This is a genomic window from Microcoleus sp. B3-A4 (genome assembly GCF_036705385.1).
In the GTDB taxonomy this organism is placed as follows: Bacteria; Cyanobacteriota; Cyanobacteriia; order Cyanobacteriales; family Microcoleaceae; genus Microcoleus.
Window position 1 is genome coordinate 1 of the sequence record NZ_JAUBUI010000108.1, and the last position, 16,814, is coordinate 16,814.

Genomic DNA, 16,814 nt, shown 5'->3' on the forward strand with positions numbered 1-16,814 from the left:
CAGAGGTACTGGAATAAAAATGAATCCTCCTGTTTTTAATATCTTAAAGCCTCCCAAGCCTTAAGTAAACCGTATTGATCTATAAATACCAGGTTTTATAGATATATATTTTTCACTTTTTCCCAGTATTCTCCTCTTAATTTTTGCACCGGGTCTGTCGCCGCTTGACTGCTTCGTAGGGTCTTTTTTTTTGTTAGTCCCAGCCTTTTTAATTCTCGGCACATGGTACTAGGAGTTATCCATTGTCCGTAAAAATTTCCCCAGTATTCACAATATTCTGACAACGATGCTCTCTGAATATTTTTCTACCAGTTGATGAAAGTGAGTTGAATATCCATTCAACTTACTTTAGAGACTTCCAACTTGACGAAGTGGTTGGATATATCATGTAAGTTGGTAGGGCTTTAATAGTCGTTCAACAATTATATTTGCTGACATCAAATCTGGTCCCTAGTTGTCTAAATGATGTGTTACCCTGCACGCACAGCTTTGACCACTTTTCTCGAAATTCGATCGGTAATGGTTTCATTACTGCTATTAACATACTATTTTTAAGTGTACTATATTTACCTGCAATCTGCTGTAGCTTTACATCTATAGAAATCCTCAATCATTTATGAAGTGGGAGCATCTCATTTTTGTAAAAACACTTCTTCTGGCTCCTTGCTTCTTCCTCTTTCCTTCTGCCTTCTGCTCCTGCCTCCTGCCTCCCAACTCGAATTTCTAGCTTGGCTGCTTTCATTGAGATGCTCCCTGTGAATTTCTTAATCCCTCAGAGCGGCTTCGGGAGGGTTGGGGTGGGGTAAAAAATTTACGACTCTTGCAAGGATTGCTATATGAGTCGATTTTTGCTTGTGGAGCGGATTTTTTTTTACTCTATCATTATCCCCAAATCCCCGACTGCTTAAACACATCGGGATAAGAGAGCGCGATCGCATTTGACGTTTGATTAGGTTGACTTAAATGCCAAGTCATTCTCGCTAATCCCAATTGCCGTGCGATCGAGAATCGCATTTGACTGATAGTCTTCTAAAGAGGCGATCGCCCAACCACTTGAACTCAGTTTTAATACCACAGAGATAAGTTTATTGTCAACTGTTTATAGGCCGAAAATTGATTTTATTGAATTTTCCTTCTTCCTCAAATCCGTTACATCCGGTACAGTGCTTTGTTGCCGAACTGCCTTACGCCATAAATTTTGGGATACTTAACAGCCTCATAAGAAATTTTATAAAGATTTACAAAAGAAACGTGTCAGAATGGAAACAATAAGGTAATGGGTAACAGACAAGGAGGCACTGATGGTAGCGCTGACTGAACGAGTCCAACGCAGATTGACGGTGGAAAAAGTCGAAATTGCCTCTGATACAACGGCAATTCGATGCCTGGACTGGGAGAGAGACCGCTTTGACATCGAATTCGGGCTCAAAAACGGTACAACTTACAACTCATTCATCATTCGCGGTGAAAAAACCGCCCTCGTCGATACCTCGCACGAGAAGTTTCGCCAGCAATACATGGATACTCTGACGGGGGAAATTGACCCGAAAGAGATTGACTATCTAATTATCAGCCACACCGAGCCAGACCACAGCGGTTTAGTCAAAGACGTGCTGGCGCTGGCACCCCAAGCAATTGTCGTGGGGGCGAAAGTAGCAATTCAATTTTTAGAAAACCTTGTACACCAACCATTTGAGCGATTGGTAGTAAAAAACGGGGACAAACTAGATTTAGGAAACGGCCACATTATCGAATTCGTATCGGCGCCGAACTTGCACTGGCCCGATACTATTTTCAGCTACGACAGCAAAACTCAAGTGCTGTTCACCTGCGATGCTTTCGGGATGCACTACTGTTCCGACAGCACCTTCGATGACGATTTAGCAGCAGTTGAGGAAGATTATCACTTTTATTATGAGTGTTTGATGGCTCCCAATGCTCGATCGGTACTCGCTGCGATGAAGCGGATGGCAGAATTGGGAGAAATCGGTACAATTGCGACCGGTCACGGGCCCCTGCTGCGGCACAATGTAGTTGAACTAACCGGACGCTACAAAAAGTGGAGCCAAGCGCAAGCTAAGGCAGAAACGACTGTAGCGGTATTTTACACTTCAGACTACGGATTTAGCGATCGGCTCAGCCAGGCGATCGCCCACGGTATCACCAAAACCGGTGTCGCCGTGGAAATGATGGACTTGAGAATCGCCGACTTACAAGAAGTTGCGGAACTTGTCGGTAATGCTGCCGGTATCGTAATTTGTTCGCCGCCGAGTAGCGGTACTGCTGCTGCGAATGCCGAAGCTGCCATCAACACAATTTTAGTTGCGGCTAACAACAAACAATCTTTCGGTTTGTGCGAATCCGGCGGCGGCGATGACGTATCTATTTACCCGCTGCGAAACAAGTTCAAAGAGTTGGGTTTAAAAGAAGCATTTCCCAACATTTTAATTAAAGAATCACCGACAGAAGCGAGTTATCAACTTTGCGACGAAGCCGGCACCGACTTGGGACAGTGGCTGACGCGGGACAAAGCAGTCAAACAGATGAAATCCCTCGACAGCGACCTCGATAAAGCTTTGGGACGGATCAGCGGCGGACTGTACATCATCACCGCCCAAAAAGGTGATGTTAGCGGTGCGATGCTAGCTTCTTGGGTAACGCAGGCAAGTTTTAAACCGCTGGGTTTAACAATAGCAGTTGCGAAGGATCGGGCGATCGAATCGATGATGCACGCGGGAGATAAATTTGTTCTCAACGTGCTGGAAGAAGGCAATTATCAAACCTTGATGAGGCACTTTTTAAAGCGTTTTGCTCCTGGTGCCGATCGATTTGCGGGAGTTAAAACTCAACCAGCAACCAACGGTTCTCCCATTCTGACTGATGCTTTGGCTTACATGGAATGCGAAGTAGTGAGCCGGATGGAACTTTCGGATCATCATATCGTATATGCGATCGTCGATAGCGGTCGCGTATCCAATCCCGATGCACTGCCTGCAGTTCACCACCGAAAAGTCGGAAATCACTATTAGGAAGGAAATTCGGGTGCTTATGCGGCACCTTACCTACGCAAAAACTCTCAACGTAGGGTGCTTATGGCGAACCTTACCGGCAGCTAAACTTACGGTGCGCCATAAGCCTTTTCTTACCTTTTGCTTTTCCATTTTCACTCTGAGGAATTGCCAATGCCTGCCAATCTTTTAGAAGACCGAGATTACACAATTATTATTGCCAGAAGCGATGCCAGCAGAGACCCTCACCATCCTTGGTACGAGGAGTGGGTAGAAGCACAGGCATCTCTGATTGACTTAGCAAAAAAATGTCAGGAATTTGACAGCGACGGCATCACTCTTTACGAAGCTTCTACTCCTATGTGGAAGTATAAAAATTCCAATGTTGCCCGGTTAGCTGAAATTTTGCAGCGACAAAATACAGAACCGGATTCAGAAAACCCCACTACAATTCATTTGGAAGAAGCTCTGAAAGCAAGTTTTAGCGATTATTTCGCAAACAAAACAGATGGCAAAGGGAACAAAGGAGCAATAATTGTTGCAGTCCTAGATCAAAAACCCGAAAATACCGCTGCTGTTGCCGAAATAATTGTAAGTGCAGCAAATAAAATAGATAAAGACGAAGAAATTGGAGTGAGCTTTATCCAAATTGGGGATGATTTGAAAACCAGGGAATTTCTGACTGACCTGGATACCAATTTACAGGGCCGAGGGGCAAGGTTTGACATTGTAGATACCAAGTTTTGGCACGAAATCAAAAGAAGTTCTGTAGTTCAGTTTCTCATAGGTGCAATTAATGACTAACACTTTGACTCCTAGACTCGCATCTGATGTCAAACCCCGCGACGTGCAGTTTATCCCGATCGCCCTCGATACTTTTATTGTGCGATCGCGCACTTGGGATCGACTCAAATTTGAAGTCGAGTATTCGCTGCAAAAGGGTACGACAGCCAATAGCTATATTATTCAAGCTGACAAAACTGCTTTGTTCGACCCGCCGGGGGAATCTTTTACTCAAAATTACCTGGAATTTTTGCAGAAACGGGTGGACTTGACAAAGCTGGATTACATAATTTTGGGGCATTTCAATGCTAACAGAGCAACCACGATTAAAGCTCTGTTAGAATTAGCTCCTCAAGTAGCTTTGGTGTGCACGAATCCCGCCGCAATTAGTTTACGAGCCGCTTTCCCCGACCAAGAATTAAACATTTTGATCGTTCGGGGAGAAGAAACTCTCAACTTAGGAAAAGGTCACGCCTTAAAATTCATCGCGACTCCAACTCCCCGTTGGCCTGATGAACTTTGCACCTACGATCCGCACACTCGAATCGTGTTCACGGACAAACTATTTGGAGCTCACGTTTGCGGCGATCAAGTATTCGATGAAGGGTGGAGCGTTTACAGCGAAGATCGGCGCTATTATTACGATTCCCTGCACGCATCTCAGGCAAAACAAGTGCTGGCCGCAATGGATAAATTCGCCGATTTACCCGCAGCATTTTATGCTCCCGGTCACGGCCCGATCGTCCGTTACGGCCTTAATGAACTGAGTAATTTGTATCGGGAATGGAGCCAGCAACAAAATTCCAAAGACTTGACAGTTGCTTTGATTTATGCTTCGGCTTACGGAAATACGGCTACTTTAGCCCAAGCGATCGCCAAAGGAATTACGAAAGCCGGCGTTGCAGTGGAAAGTATTAACTGCGAATTTGCCGAACCGGGAGAAATTAAAGAGGCGATCGAAAAATGCGCGGGATTTATCATCGGAACCCCGACGCTAGCAGGACACGCTCCGACGCAAATTCAAACTGCTTTGGGAATAGTTTTATCTACCGCAACTAAGAGCAAATTAGCGGGGGTTTTCGGTTCTTTTGGCTGGAGTGGAGAGGCGATCGACTTAGTGGAAAACAAGCTGAAAGATGCTGGCTATCGAATTGGATTTGAGCCGATTCGAGCCAAATTTAAGCCAACGGCGGCGACGATTCACGAGTGCACAGAAGCGGGAACGGATTTTGCTCAAGCTTTGATTCGATCGCAAAAATTGCGGGCACCGAAACCGCAGTTAGCAGCAGGAAGCGATCGCACTGAACAAGCAGTAGGGAGACTCGTTGGTTCGCTGTGCGTAGTCTCGGCGAAGCGGGAGGATGTCACCAGTGCGATGCTGGCTTCCTGGGTGTCGCAAGCAACTTTTAATCCGCCCGGTGTGACGATTGCGGTGGCGAAAGATCGATCGATCGAATCTTTGATGTATGCCGGAGATAAATTTGTGCTCAACATCTTAGCAGAAGGGCGACAGTTGCGGAAGTATTTCATGAAAAACTTTGCTCCGGGAGAAGACAGATTTGCGGGAGTCGAAACAATGGAAGCTAGCAACGGCTGTCTCGTTTTGACTGATGCTCTAGCTTATCTGGAATGCAAAGTGATAAGTCGGATGGAATGTGGCGATCACTGGGTAGTTTATGCGGCGATTGACAACGGTCATTTGCTCAAAAATGACGGCGTGACAGCGGTCCACTACCGGAAATCGGGGACTCATTATTAACCTACGGCTAGGACACGGCAATGCCGTGTCCGTACAAATATATCGAAGTTTTGATCTGGGTTTATCGGCGTTCATCTGAGATTTAAATAAAACCGATTTACTTGTCCTCCGCCGTCTTTTCCGGCCACAGATAAATAGCACCAGAAACCAAAGTTAAAGCCACAGAAACCCAAAAAGCAATTAATGCGGGAAACTCCCACGCTTCAGACAGAGGAGCAATTAAAAGTGCGATCGCCACAATCTGACTCACCGTCTTCAATTTGCCCCAAATATTAGCTCCAGAAATCGTAGTTTTATTAACACGCCACCCCGCAATTGTCAACTCCCGACCCAAAATCAAAAACACTCCCCAAGCCGGGACTCGACCCAACTCAATCAACACTAAAAGCGGCGCCAGAACCAACAATTTATCCACCAAAGGATCGAGAAACTTACCCAAATCGGTAATTTGATTCAGCTTCCTAGCCAAATAGCCGTCCAGCCAATCAGTAGCCGCAGCTACCACAAAAATTGCGGTGCAAATCCAGCGGCTTTGAGCGCTTGGGTCGTACAAACCGTAGAGCAGAAAAGGCACTCCCAGCAAGCGAGAAAAAGTAATCAGATTAGGCAAATTCATAATAGATACGACTAAGGCCAACTGGAAAATCAAACAAAGGTATGTAGTTGCGCTTTAGCGCTCTTTCCTAAGCTAAGAGCGCTAAAGCGCAACTACATACATAAAATTTAACCTTATTTGTGACAGTTGGTCTTAATCCTAATAGAAAGAAGTTAGGCAACGAAACAGTTTAAGGGATTTAACGAATGTAACCTATCTCAGGAAGAAGTCAGAAGTCGCTCCTGCAATTCATTAACTGTCGATCCAGTTCTATGATATAATCTCTGCCGTAAGATTGATTTTCTAATCCTTGTACCAAATTTTTTGGCAGGTCTTGGGCAATTTCACTGCTACAGGAACCAGCAGCTAAAGCAATAGTTGCTACTGTATCGACATCTCCCGAAAAAGCAATGCAACCTTGGAGCAGTTTGCTCATACTATCATTTCGCATGACCGCAGTAATAGCTGCTCTAACACAGTCCAAACCTTTAACGCTGACTTGTCCTTGCCAAGGTATCGACCACTCACCAGGGACGTGCTTTTCTAGAAAATTTCCCAAATTCTTCTTTAAACCTAGCTGATAAATAAAATAATGGGACATCAAAGCGGCCGCTATAGCTGCTTTAATGCCATCAGGAGTGTTGTGAGTAATGGCAGCTTGAATGGTAGCATTTTCGATGACTTTTTCAATAGTAGGAAAAATGCCAATCGGCCCGGCTCGCATCGCAGATCCGCTTTTATCGCTAGCGGAGTGAATTTTTTCTAAGAATTCTTTTCCGTCTTGAACTTGTAGCAAAAAATTGTAAAATTTACCAGCATAACCAAATCGCCGATCGCGGTGAAAAGCTGCAACAAATTTGCTGGCTAAAAGTTCCGGTGTCCAAGGTTCTCGGCTGACGATAGCTTCTGCGACGGCTAAACTCATCTGCGTATCGTCCGTGTAACATCCAGGCTGGATATCGTGACGGGGATGCTTGATGTAGCCGTTGAGATTGTTGTACAATTCGATCGTCTGCGGGTCAACAAATTCAAAACCCGCACCGTAAGCGTCACCAATCGCTAATTCTATTAACATATATTTAATCAGTTTCCAACTATTTCATCCCCGCTTTGCCCTAAAATTTAAAATCCAAAAACACCCCAAAACAGTAAGTCTATTAACACGCACCGTTTTTACTCAAGACCACCCAAATTGTTTGGCAAATCAGAGTGATGTCGTAGACAACAGACCACTTGCGCTGATAGTCGAGATCCATGAGTACAATCTCGTCAAAGTCTTTAACTCCAGACCGTCCGTTGACTTGCCACTCCCCAGTCATACCGGGTTTGACATTTAAACGTTGCCAGTGAAAATCGTCATAGGCAGCAACTTCATCAGGAGTGGGCGGTCGAGTTCCCACCAAACTCATGTCGCCGACTAACACGTTCCAGAATTGAGGCAACTCGTCCAAACTCGTGCACCGCAAGAAGCGGCCGACGCGGGTAATTCGCGGGTCATTTTCATTCTTAAAAATGTGACCCTTGGCTTGGTTCCTAACTAAATGTTTGAGATTTTCTGCACCGACAACCATCGATCGAAATTTCCATATTCTGAAAAGCCGCCCTTTCAAGCCGCAGCGGACTTGACTGTAAAGCAGCGGGCCCGGATTGTCCAATAGCATCGCCACTGCCACCGGCAGCGCCACCGCAGCAGCAATTGCCAGTCCCAGCAGCGAGCCCAAAATATCGATTAACCGTTTTACCTTGCTCGTTACGGATCGGTGATGCTGTTGTTTTGATACACCGACTCTGTAAGTAAATTCTTGAAAAAATAAGGACAGGATTTCTGATAATGATGATTTCCACGAGGCACCCATGGGAAATTTCATATGATTTGTCTCAACTTTAACGATCTCTTACGTCCATCTTATTAGCCATCCCAAATCTGCAGAACCTGAAATGCTGAGCTTTGCACAATCTTTAAAAACCAATAATACTTTTATAAAGTTTCTATGTATTTTTTATAAAAACGTATAAAGTTTATGTAAACTTACGTAAATTTACAGAAAAATGTTAGTCCTGGACGCAAAAAAACCTGGTTTCGACTAGGACTCTTCCCGAAAGACAGGGAGGATTCTACTGAGAAACCAGGTTTTTTGCCGTTTAGCGATAAATATCGGTGCGAACATCCCAAGCAAGTGTTAGCGGCTCTAACAATTTTTGCTGGCTGCTAGAGGCGAGTTTGGCTAAATATTCGCGGACAACAAAGGCGTGTTCGAGATTCAAACGATAACCCCGTGAGACATCTTCAAAGAAAAGCGGCTCAGCCAAAATTGCTTCCCAATCAGGATTTTGTCTCGACTCCTCGGCCAACAGCATGAAATCTTCCTCCGCAGGCACAAGTCCCGCCGGCAAATTTCCTTCCAAAATCCGCAAAATCCGGGGTTCGCAGGTGCGGGTATTCACGCCCTGATGTTCCAACAACTGCAAAATTTCCTGAAAGCTCAAAGTTTCCTCACCCAAAACCTGCATTAATTCCCACAGCAGAAAAAAGTCGCTGTACTGCTGCTGCGACACATCCAAAATGTGAGGATATAGAGCCAAACTCGCCAACCCGCAGGCAACTCGACCAAATTTTTGGGAAAAATTTGTACTTTGAGATACCGAATTTAATGCAGAATTGGGAATCTCAAAAATATCTCGATCGACCTGCAATTCGTGGTCTTGAACCACGATCGCATTCGGCAGCTTCTGCCGCAACCAGCGGGCGATCGCAGGCCAAGCACCCATACCCCCTGCACAAATTGCCTGATTAATCCCCGCCGGCGACATTCCCGCCCGGCTGAGCAAAGCATTCAATTCCCGGTTCAACTGCTGCACAAAAGGCACTAAAACCAGACTTTCCAAATCTTTGCGCTTCACATCCCAATGCTGCTGGTCAATATCCAAAGCAAAACTTTTTTGATGTTGCAAAATAACTTTTATTTGCCTTGCCGCTTCTAACAATTGCAGGCCAAAAGCAGAACCTTGTAACCGCTGCTGCAATTGATAGCGGCTCGGCAAATCTGGATGCCCCGGACGCGGCAAATCGATCGACATTCCCCACGTTTCATTTTTAGCCAACAACTGACAGATAATATCCTGATCGAAAGCATCGCCAGCAAAACCAAAACTCTGGCAAGTAAAATCAGCACGAGTTAAATCTTGAAGATTGGACGGCAACTCCACTAAAGCTAATTCCACCGTCGCCGCCCCCGCATTCAAAATCAAAGTTCCCCCGCTAAAAGATGAAGCATTAACACTCAGCGGTGCAGCTTCTTCGCCGCCCTTAGCAGAATCCACGGCTGACGACGGCACTTCTGTGCCATTTTTTACAGGAGTTACAGCAGCAAGCAAAGTGGCGATCGCATCTTCCACCACAAAAATTTGCGAATCAGAAGCCACCAGAGACGCGCCCAAAACCGCCTCCCGCAGATTAAACATATAAACATCCGACCAGCCGGCAGGAGTCCCCAAAATTACACCCTGCAAGTCTAAAAGCGCCGCATCGAGAGTTTCTGGCGTTAGTCCTGAAGCCCTACAGATTAAATTGGAAACTGGCAATCCTGCAAAAATCGCCCTTGGTGCAGAATCCAAAACTTCCCCCGATCCGTCAAATTTTTGTCCCCGCAAACTCGGATTCAAAGTAGCCAGCAGTGCCCGCACAGCTTGTAGCGGCAAGGCGATCGAAAAAGCCTGCAAGGGCGACCACTGCAATAGCGGTTCGTACATCCCAGCAGCCTCCCGCTGATAAGGAATGCCCACCTTTAAAGGCAATTTAAAATTTTCCACTAAAAATTCTCCTGCAGCCAAAGCCTGGGGTCGGAATCCCACCGACTTGACTGTCACCTCTGACCCTAGGCTTCCTGGGGCTGTTTCCGCCAGAACCGCAGCCGAGGGAATCCGAAAGCTGGCGTCTGCTGGGGAACCCTCAGCCTGCGATGCTTCCCAGTAAATCGGGTGCAACTGGCCACTGGTGCGATCGAGCAAAGCCGCAGACACGCCGCTGGAACCAAAATCAATGCCCAAATACCAGCTAGAATTCCGGCCTTCTCGGGATGGGGCGATCGCACCTGCAACAAAAGGAGGCGCCAACTCTTGCTGCTGTGTGGCAAACTCGCTAAACTCGGTTTTCCCCTCAACAACTCCTGCTTTACTCTCTGTCGAAATTAGATTTTTTTTTTACTTTCTGGAGGACTCGATCGCAGTTCTTTAGTTTCGGCAGTTTCTGGAGGGGGAGAATCCGTCAAAGGTCGATCGGTCTCGGTCAAACTAGCCAAAATCTCGTCTAGCGTCAAATTCGAGTCGTCTTCCTCCGCAAACAAATCTCCCTCAAGTTCGTTTTCCAAAACAAAGGGTTCATCCTCAGATGAGAGTTCCAACACATCGGAGAACAAATCCTCCAGCGTGCCGAGTTCTTCCTCTGCGGCCTCGGCAAAGGGATTTTTTGCAATGTCCTCGGGGGAAGTCGCCGATAAATCCAAGCTGTTAGCGACTGAGAAATTCGATCGCCCAGAGCTAGTATTTTCCAATCCCTCCAGATTGGAGAGGTCTGCCTCCAAAAGTTCCAGAGTATTGTTGTCCAAATTTAGAGCTCGATCGAGGTCATCTTCTAATGCCTCGACCGGCAGCAAATCCTCGTCCGGCGAAGCTTGGATGTACCCATCATCGAGTCCCTGCGAGGATGAGTCGAACTCGCCAGTTTGAACGTCACCGGCACTCGGCACACGGGAGTCGGCACTGGGGCGCTGAGGGTTAATTTCTGCAGGCGTTCTCAACGGCAAAGCTGCTGATTGAGGGACTGTAGCGCCGAACTGCTCGCTGAGGTTTTGAGCCGTTTCTAGATTTTCTCGATCGTCCGCGTCAAGTTGCACCTCAGCGGTTGAGGGTGGTGCTTCTGAAACTTGAGCTACTGTTGCCACTTGCGGTTCAAATAAATCTGCAGTATCTAAAGTTAGAGCGTCTACAGAATTACCCATTACAAAGTCTGAATCTTCATCTACTAAAATCTCTTCCAGAGATTCCCCTTCGTCTAGCAGATTTACCAACAAATCTTCGGTCATTTTTAGCGAGTCGGCAGTTTCATTATGCGCCGCACTTTGATACTGTAAACCTTCACTTTCGACCTCACTTTCAGTATTTTCTACCGGGAAACTTTCGATTTGTAATTCTACTTCAGGAACCGCTGCTCCCGCGAACAAACTTGCATACAAATCCTCAATATCTTCGTCTTTTTCTGTTAACCTATTTTCCGATTCACCGCCAGGTAACAGAGTTTCATTTCGAGATACTTCTGGTGCAGAACCGACAAATTTATCTTCCAACTCCGGGAGCAAAATTGGGGCTTGAATGCGGTCGCGGTCGCGCCTCAACTGTCTGAATTGCGGAGAAATTTCTGTACCGGCGTAGGGCAATCTGTCTTCTTCTCCGAATTCGCCGCTGCGAATTTCCTGCACCGAGTCTTCAGTCAGAGTCTCTGCGGCTGAGTGCTCGATCGAAGTATTTGAAAGGGTGGGAGCGACAGGAGATCGATCGGCTGCGGTTGGGGTGACGGTTTCGAGATTATTAGCTAAATCGATCGGCTGTTGAACGTAGGAAGATGCTTCTCGTCCCAACTGTGCGGCCAAGTGGTTGACCAAAGCCGCGAACATCGCCTCGCTCTGCTGACTCAAACCGTACATATTTTCGAGTTCTTGTCTCAAGGAAGCTTGATAGCTTTGCAGATTTGCTTGCAAAGCCTCGAACACGGTACCCATCCTAGAATCGAGACTCATCAGCAGACTGTCAGCATGAGATTGGAACAGTTGCATTTGCTCCAACCTCTGAGCCGGCGTCAGCAGCGGGTTTTCTTCTGAGGTTTGTCGGTTTAGTGTTACGTCAATAGCCGACTGTTCATCAGCCGCACCGCCCAAAGAGTAAGCTGCTGCGCTGCTTTGCAATAACTGATTTTCTAGGGAACTTATAATTTGGGAGAAATCGCTAGTCAAGGTTTCTTCCAAGCGGGCAGTCAGTACCTGCAAGAATTCAGCAATGATTCGCTGTTGGTTGGCTTGCTGCTGAGCTAGGGATTGTTGCTGCTGCCGTTTTGCTTCTAGCTGTTTGATTTCTTGAATTAGAGCTTGCTGCTCTTGCCGCAGAGCTTCTATGTCTTCTTGGAGCGGCCCTGTCAGGCTTGAACGCAGGTGGCTGATTTCTCCGGTTACGGCAAGCATGATTTGCTCTGCTGCTGAGGGGCCAGGGGCGGGCAGAGGCACTTTGGGCACTGGAACTGGTTGCGGGCGCACATTTGGGCGGGCGGTGGCTTTTGCGGCCGTTAGCTTTGAGTCTGAGGAAACCAGATAAGCGCGAACTCGCTCTAAAAGTTGGCGCTGGTGGACAGTATCGATCGAACCCGTCCAAGGCAAGCGGGGTGCGGGCTTGCTGAGTACCTCGTCTATCTCAGCAATCAGTGCTTGAATTTTGTACTTCTGAGAATTCAAGGGCGGAACCTCTGGGAATGCGGCTTGGGAGAAACTTTACCGAAAAAAGACTGAAGTCAGGCGGCAGCGATGCCAATAGATAGAATAATCTGAATGCGAGTCCGTCAATAATTCACTAATATTTTCTGACAACTGTTAATTAACGTTTTGCCTTCGGATAACTTCTATTGCCTATGATAGGTTAGCCGGTACTTCCGCACCAAATGCCCGCTGCTATCAATTGCAAGTGCTGTCAAAGTCTGCGGCTCAGGGGCGAGTTTCCCGACCAGGAGGCTGATTCCTGCTCGTAAGAGCGGCGATCCCGACGAACTTTGGCCTTTACCTGCTTGAACGGCGGGCCGCACACTGTCACCGCGAGTTTCGTTAGCATGGTGGCGCACCACTGTCTCTTCATCTTTCACCGAGTTGGAAAAAACCTCAAACGCTTTGGGAGTGGGGATACCGACATTCGGGATTGTTCCCATATACTGGGTTTGAGTAACCTTTAATTATAGCCTTTTATATGTATTCATGGCTAGATACTAATGGTACAATAATCTTGGGGTAGCAGAAAAGTTTGCTGGGAAGTGGGTGGGTTTCGCTCGCCAAGAGCGCCAGTCTTTAGGCTCGCAATGGCTGTGGATTTTGCCGATCGTGCTGACATTTGCCAGGTTCTAGGCAGTTGCTCGAATTTGGGATCTGTCTACCGTGCTTGCAGGCTTGTGCTCGTGGATTCTGCCTTCTCGACAGCAGGGCGAGAGTGACAACAAATCTCTCAGCAGTGTTAAGCTTTCTAAGCGAAGTGCTTTCAAAGGTAATTCGATCGGCTCAGTCGTTTGCCCCATTGCTAAAATTTTGTTAATAAAATTTGCTCAGTGGTATGTATCTAAAAAATTATGGTATATTTTTAAGTTTCTAGCTCTCAATCAGAGCTTGAGGCTATTAATTCCCATATTGGGCCTTTCACCGCAAAACTTTAGAGGTAAAATTGCCGATTTTAGATCCTTGTTTCTCAAATCTTGAATCTCAAATCGAATGACTCGGCTGCAAGCTATTTCTAACTGCCCAGCGCAGATCAAGCGCATAAATTAAAATGATGGCCTCATGGAAGACCGCTTTAACACCCGAGATCCGCAGTCTAATATAAATCAATTGATAGTTTCTACTCCTTTTTTTGCAGGCTTGCCCGATCCTGTAATCGAGAGAGCAACTGTCCACATCGTTACCCGCAGTCATCCGTCAAATCAAGTGATTTTACTCGAAAATGACTGGGGAACATCAGTGTATTTTATATTGGATGGTTGGGTGAAAATTCGCACCTACAACCTAGACGGAAAAGAAGTAACACTGAATATTTTAGGGAAAGGAGAATTATTCGGGGAAATGGCCGCGATCGAAGAAGCACCGCGATCGACAGATGTGATCACCCTAGCCCCGACACTGATCGGCAATATGCCATCTCAGGATTTTGTGCAGCTCATTCATACCGAGCCGCTAGCAGGCATTCGGCTAGCTCAACTGATGGCGCGTCGCCTGCGACAAGTCAACCGCCGCCTGCGTTTGCGAGAGTCGGACAGTACCTCGCGAGTAGCAGATATTCTATTATTTTTGGCCGAGGGGCAAGGCAAAAAAATCCTGGAAACAGGAGGTACAGAAATACCGAACCTGCCACACAGAGAATTGAGTAGCCTCAGCGGGCTGGCTCGCGAAACAGTAACGCGAGTGCTGAGCAAGCTGGAAAAAAAAGGAACTATTCAGCGCGAACGTGACGTTTTGTGCATTCCCGACCTGCACGCCTTAGAGCGTCTGTTAGTCTAGAAGTATCAGAGATTGCTAATTTGAATTAGATTCAAAAGCACTCTCTGTTACCTAACTGATATGAATGATTTCCCGCAGGAGGTAAAGCTGTGAGTTTTAAGAAAATTTTCGCCGCCTTAGATGATTCTGAACTCGGCCGCCGCGTCTTCACTCAAGCTTTAGAATTAGCTCTGAGCGATCGCGCCCAGGTGATGCTATTTAACTGCGTTACTGTTAGCACGGTGGGTCAGACTGCAGTGCCAATTCCAGTAGATTTGGGTCTGAATGTCGAGTTAATGGATCAAGCTTATCAAGCTCAACGTTTGCGGCTGGACAGGGATGTAAAACAGGCTTCGGGTTTGCTGAAAAATTACTGCGACGCCGCAGCAAAACAAGGATTGCAGGTGGAATTTGACTGCAAAATGGACGGAGATCCGGGGCACTGTATCTGTGAATCCGCCGAAAATTGGGGCGCAGATTTAATAGTGTTGGGGAGGCGCGGCCGCACGGGGCTGGCAGAAGCTTTCCTCGGCAGCGTCAGCAATTATGTCGTTCACCACGCATCTTGTTCGGTTTTTGTAATCCAGGAAGTCAAAATCGAAAAATAATGCTGCTGAAAATTTTGGCTGAGAAAATCCATCTAAAATGAGACTTGCGTTCCTACCTAAACCCGGTTTCTGCGAGCAATATTAAATTGGGCGGCGAGGCATCCAAACACTGAAACCGGGAATCAGCCGTATCGAGCGCAAGTCCCGTAAAATCTAAAATCTAAAATCTAAAATCTAAAATCTAAAATCGGGAATCAGCCGTATCGGGCGCAGGTCCCGTAAAATCTAAAATCTAAAATCTAAAATCTAAAATCTAAAATCGGATGAGTGATTTTTTTTCAGCAGACGCTGCGTCTAATTCGGGTAGTTCACCCAGTAAAAATAACGAGCCGCAAACCGCCGATATTTCAGCAATGGCTGGCGATCGCACCAATCCCGATCCGGGGAAGCGCGCCTCTGGGGAAGCGCCTTTAAGGCTGGTAGAAACAGCTTTTTTAGCAAGTACGGCTAGCTTAATTTGGCTGGTAAATTATTACTTTCCGCTGGGGCCTTTGCTGCGGGTTTTTTTCCCGATCCCCATCGCCCTAGTTTACTTGCGTTGGGGGAACCGAGCAGCTTGGATGGCAGCTTTGGTATCGGGTTTGCTGCTGTCGGTACTCATGGGCCCGACGCGCAGCATTTTATACGTGATGCCTTTTGGAATTATGGGTGTTGCGCTGGGAGGACTTTGGAGGCGTAAAGCGAGTTGGTCACTCTCTATTAGTGTGGGCGCGCTAATTGGTACTGTCGGCTTCTTTTTTCGGTTTTGGCTGCTGTCAGCGTTGGTGGGTCAAGATCTATGGGTTTACGTAACCGCCCAGGTAACAGAGATGGTGGAATGGGTGTTTGTGAAGCTGGGCTGGCTTAATGTACCGAGTTTGAACACAATTGGGGCGATCGCCGCCGGGATGATTTTGGTTAACAATATTGTCTATTTATTTGTAGTGCATTTAGTAGCTTTGCTGCTATTAGATCGTTTGGGAAATCCAATCCCGCGGCCACCAAGCTGGGTGCAAGTTTTGATCGATTATGAAGAGTAATTAAGGCTTGCTGAATAATCGCTCGCATTTTACCTGGTCTGGGTTAAAAACTGGTGCGATCGAGAGTCATCGCCGTGAAAAACAGGTAAAATAGGTCAAAAGCCGTGCATAACCACCTGCGAACCTGTACAGAAAAGCTGAGCTTGCCCCAAGCCCCCCATCCGAGTTTGAACTGCCCTTCGGCGGAAGGTTGTCTGCTGACAACCGTTGGGTAAAAATGGCCCAAATAATCCCGTGGGATGAATTTGAATCAGAATATGCGGCAAACTTCCCCACAGAAAAGGGTGCACCAGCCAAATCGTTTAGGATGGCATTGGGGGCATTAATCATTAAGGAAAAATTAGGAATTAGCGATCGTGAAACAGTAGAACAGATCCCCGAAAACCCCTATTTGCAATACTTTATCGGTCAATTAACCTACAGCAATGAACTTGCATTTGACCCATCACTATTGGTTCACTTTCGCCAAAGAATGAGTCCGAACCTAATTAGGGCTTGCTGAAAAAAGGGGAAAAAGTGACGGGGATTGGATGGGCGAGCAGTAGCTGGGTGGTAAGCGTGCAGGAAAAACGGGTAAGATAGTTCAAAACCCGTGCATTATCGTTGGCTCCCGTGTACCGAAAAGTCGAACCAACCCCAAGCTCAGCCCAAGACTTTAACCTGCCCTTTGGAGTAATCCAAGAAATAAATGATCCAAAATGCTGGGATACTGGAGAAATAATCAGTGTGCCATCTGTTCTATGTTTCCAGAATCTCTTATCCAACTCAC

15 protein-coding genes and 1 pseudogene are annotated in these 16,814 nt (G+C 46.7%); 7 read left to right on the forward strand and 9 right to left on the reverse strand.

Annotated elements, in window-relative coordinates; genetic code table 11:
* Positions 1 to 610: 610 nt before the first annotated feature.
* Positions 611 to 742 (reverse strand): hypothetical protein, encoded by a 132-nt coding sequence (locus QUB33_RS26330; RefSeq protein WP_333356523.1) that lies wholly within the window; start codon positions 740 to 742, stop codon positions 611 to 613.
* 207 nt (positions 743 to 949) lie between these two features.
* A complete protein-coding gene (locus tag QUB33_RS26335) occupies positions 950 to 1,075 on the reverse strand; it encodes a hypothetical protein (RefSeq protein ID WP_333356527.1) in 126 nt (41 codons plus the stop codon).
* Positions 1,076 to 1,301: 226 nt separating this feature from the next.
* Between QUB33_RS26335 and QUB33_RS26340 the strand changes: the two genes are divergently transcribed.
* The 3 genes from QUB33_RS26340 (at position 1,302) to QUB33_RS26350 (ending at position 5,550) form a co-directional block, all read left to right on the forward strand.
* Positions 1,302 to 3,029 carry a diflavin flavoprotein gene (locus QUB33_RS26340; protein ID WP_333356530.1) on the forward strand — a complete coding sequence of 576 codons (1,728 nt, stop codon included), beginning with the start codon at positions 1,302 to 1,304 and terminating at the stop codon, positions 3,027 to 3,029.
* Positions 3,030 to 3,182: 153 nt separating this feature from the next.
* Entirely contained in the window at positions 3,183 to 3,812 is a 630-nt protein-coding gene (locus QUB33_RS26345; protein ID WP_333356533.1) for a hypothetical protein, read from the forward strand.
* Positions 3,805 to 5,550 (forward strand): diflavin flavoprotein, encoded by a 1,746-nt coding sequence (locus QUB33_RS26350; RefSeq protein WP_333356536.1) that lies wholly within the window; start codon positions 3,805 to 3,807, stop codon positions 5,548 to 5,550. The genes QUB33_RS26345 and QUB33_RS26350 overlap by 8 nt, the downstream gene beginning before the upstream one ends.
* 97 nt (positions 5,551 to 5,647) lie before the next feature.
* Here QUB33_RS26350 and pgsA read toward each other — a convergent pair whose 3' ends face one another.
* The 7 genes from pgsA to QUB33_RS26385 all read right to left on the reverse strand — a co-directional run bounded on the left by pgsA (position 5,648) and on the right by QUB33_RS26385 (position 13,466).
* Complete coding sequence (gene pgsA / locus QUB33_RS26355) at positions 5,648 to 6,166, reverse strand: CDP-diacylglycerol--glycerol-3-phosphate 3-phosphatidyltransferase (RefSeq protein ID WP_333356539.1); 519 nt, start codon at positions 6,164 to 6,166, stop codon at positions 5,648 to 5,650.
* A 208-nt stretch (positions 6,167 to 6,374) separates the two neighbouring features.
* Complete coding sequence (locus tag QUB33_RS26360) at positions 6,375 to 7,220, reverse strand: ADP-ribosylglycohydrolase family protein (RefSeq protein WP_333356542.1); 846 nt, start codon at positions 7,218 to 7,220, stop codon at positions 6,375 to 6,377.
* Between the two features lie 82 nt (positions 7,221 to 7,302).
* Entirely contained in the window at positions 7,303 to 8,013 is a 711-nt protein-coding gene (locus tag QUB33_RS26365) for a sugar transferase (protein WP_333356545.1), read from the reverse strand.
* 274 nt (positions 8,014 to 8,287) lie between these two features.
* Positions 8,288 to 10,258 carry a hypothetical protein gene (locus tag QUB33_RS26370; protein ID WP_333356548.1) on the reverse strand — a complete coding sequence of 657 codons (1,971 nt, stop codon included), beginning with the start codon at positions 10,256 to 10,258 and terminating at the stop codon, positions 8,288 to 8,290.
* 74 nt (positions 10,259 to 10,332) lie between these two features.
* Positions 10,333 to 12,642: a hypothetical protein gene (locus QUB33_RS26375; protein ID WP_333356551.1), complete on the reverse strand. Its 2,310-nt coding sequence runs from the start codon at positions 12,640 to 12,642 to the stop codon at positions 10,333 to 10,335.
* Positions 12,643 to 12,806: 164 nt separating this feature from the next.
* On the reverse strand, positions 12,807 to 13,106 hold the full coding sequence (locus QUB33_RS26380; RefSeq protein ID WP_333356553.1) for a hypothetical protein: 300 nt from the start codon (positions 13,104 to 13,106) through the stop codon (positions 12,807 to 12,809).
* A gap of 189 nt (positions 13,107 to 13,295) precedes the next feature.
* Entirely contained in the window at positions 13,296 to 13,466 is a 171-nt protein-coding gene (locus tag QUB33_RS26385) for a hypothetical protein (RefSeq protein WP_333356556.1), read from the reverse strand.
* Between the two features lie 259 nt (positions 13,467 to 13,725).
* Here QUB33_RS26385 and QUB33_RS26390 point away from each other — a divergent pair, with 259 nt between their 5' ends.
* The 4 genes and pseudogenes from QUB33_RS26390 to QUB33_RS26405 all read left to right on the forward strand — a co-directional run.
* A complete protein-coding gene (locus tag QUB33_RS26390) occupies positions 13,726 to 14,439 on the forward strand; it encodes a Crp/Fnr family transcriptional regulator (RefSeq protein ID WP_333356559.1) in 714 nt (237 codons plus the stop codon).
* Positions 14,440 to 14,528: 89 nt separating this feature from the next.
* Positions 14,529 to 15,026, forward strand: coding sequence for a universal stress protein (locus tag QUB33_RS26395; protein ID WP_333356562.1), 498 nt, complete (start codon positions 14,529 to 14,531; stop codon positions 15,024 to 15,026).
* Positions 15,027 to 15,289: 263 nt separating this feature from the next.
* Positions 15,290 to 16,045, forward strand: a complete 756-nt coding sequence (locus QUB33_RS26400; RefSeq protein ID WP_333356566.1) for a DUF2232 domain-containing protein — start codon at positions 15,290 to 15,292, stop codon at positions 16,043 to 16,045.
* Positions 16,046 to 16,169: 124 nt separating this feature from the next.
* Positions 16,170 to 16,535, forward strand: a pseudogene (locus QUB33_RS26405) (transposase); the annotation flags it as partial.
* Positions 16,536 to 16,814: the final 279 nt, after the last annotated feature.

Excerpts from the sequence above, each read along its gene's own strand:
- QUB33_RS26330 (WP_333356523.1), bottom strand. The coding sequence starts at position 742 with ATGAAAGCAGCCAAGCTAGAAATTCGAGTTGGGAGGCAGGAGGCAGGA.
- QUB33_RS26340 (WP_333356530.1), top strand. The coding sequence starts at position 1,302 with ATGGTAGCGCTGACTGAACGAGTCCAACGCAGATTGACGGTGGAAAAA.
- QUB33_RS26345 (WP_333356533.1), top strand. The coding sequence starts at position 3,183 with ATGCCTGCCAATCTTTTAGAAGACCGAGATTACACAATTATTATTGCC.
- QUB33_RS26350 (WP_333356536.1), top strand. The coding sequence starts at position 3,805 with ATGACTAACACTTTGACTCCTAGACTCGCATCTGATGTCAAACCCCGC.
- pgsA (WP_333356539.1), bottom strand. The coding sequence starts at position 6,166 with ATGAATTTGCCTAATCTGATTACTTTTTCTCGCTTGCTGGGAGTGCCT.
- QUB33_RS26360 (WP_333356542.1), bottom strand. The coding sequence starts at position 7,220 with ATGTTAATAGAATTAGCGATTGGTGACGCTTACGGTGCGGGTTTTGAA.
- QUB33_RS26365 (WP_333356545.1), bottom strand. The coding sequence starts at position 8,013 with ATGAAATTTCCCATGGGTGCCTCGTGGAAATCATCATTATCAGAAATC.
- QUB33_RS26380 (WP_333356553.1), bottom strand. The coding sequence starts at position 13,106 with ATGGGAACAATCCCGAATGTCGGTATCCCCACTCCCAAAGCGTTTGAG.
- QUB33_RS26385 (WP_333356556.1), bottom strand. The coding sequence starts at position 13,466 with ATGGGGCAAACGACTGAGCCGATCGAATTACCTTTGAAAGCACTTCGC.
- QUB33_RS26390 (WP_333356559.1), top strand. The coding sequence starts at position 13,726 with ATGGAAGACCGCTTTAACACCCGAGATCCGCAGTCTAATATAAATCAA.
- QUB33_RS26400 (WP_333356566.1), top strand. The coding sequence starts at position 15,290 with ATGAGTGATTTTTTTTCAGCAGACGCTGCGTCTAATTCGGGTAGTTCA.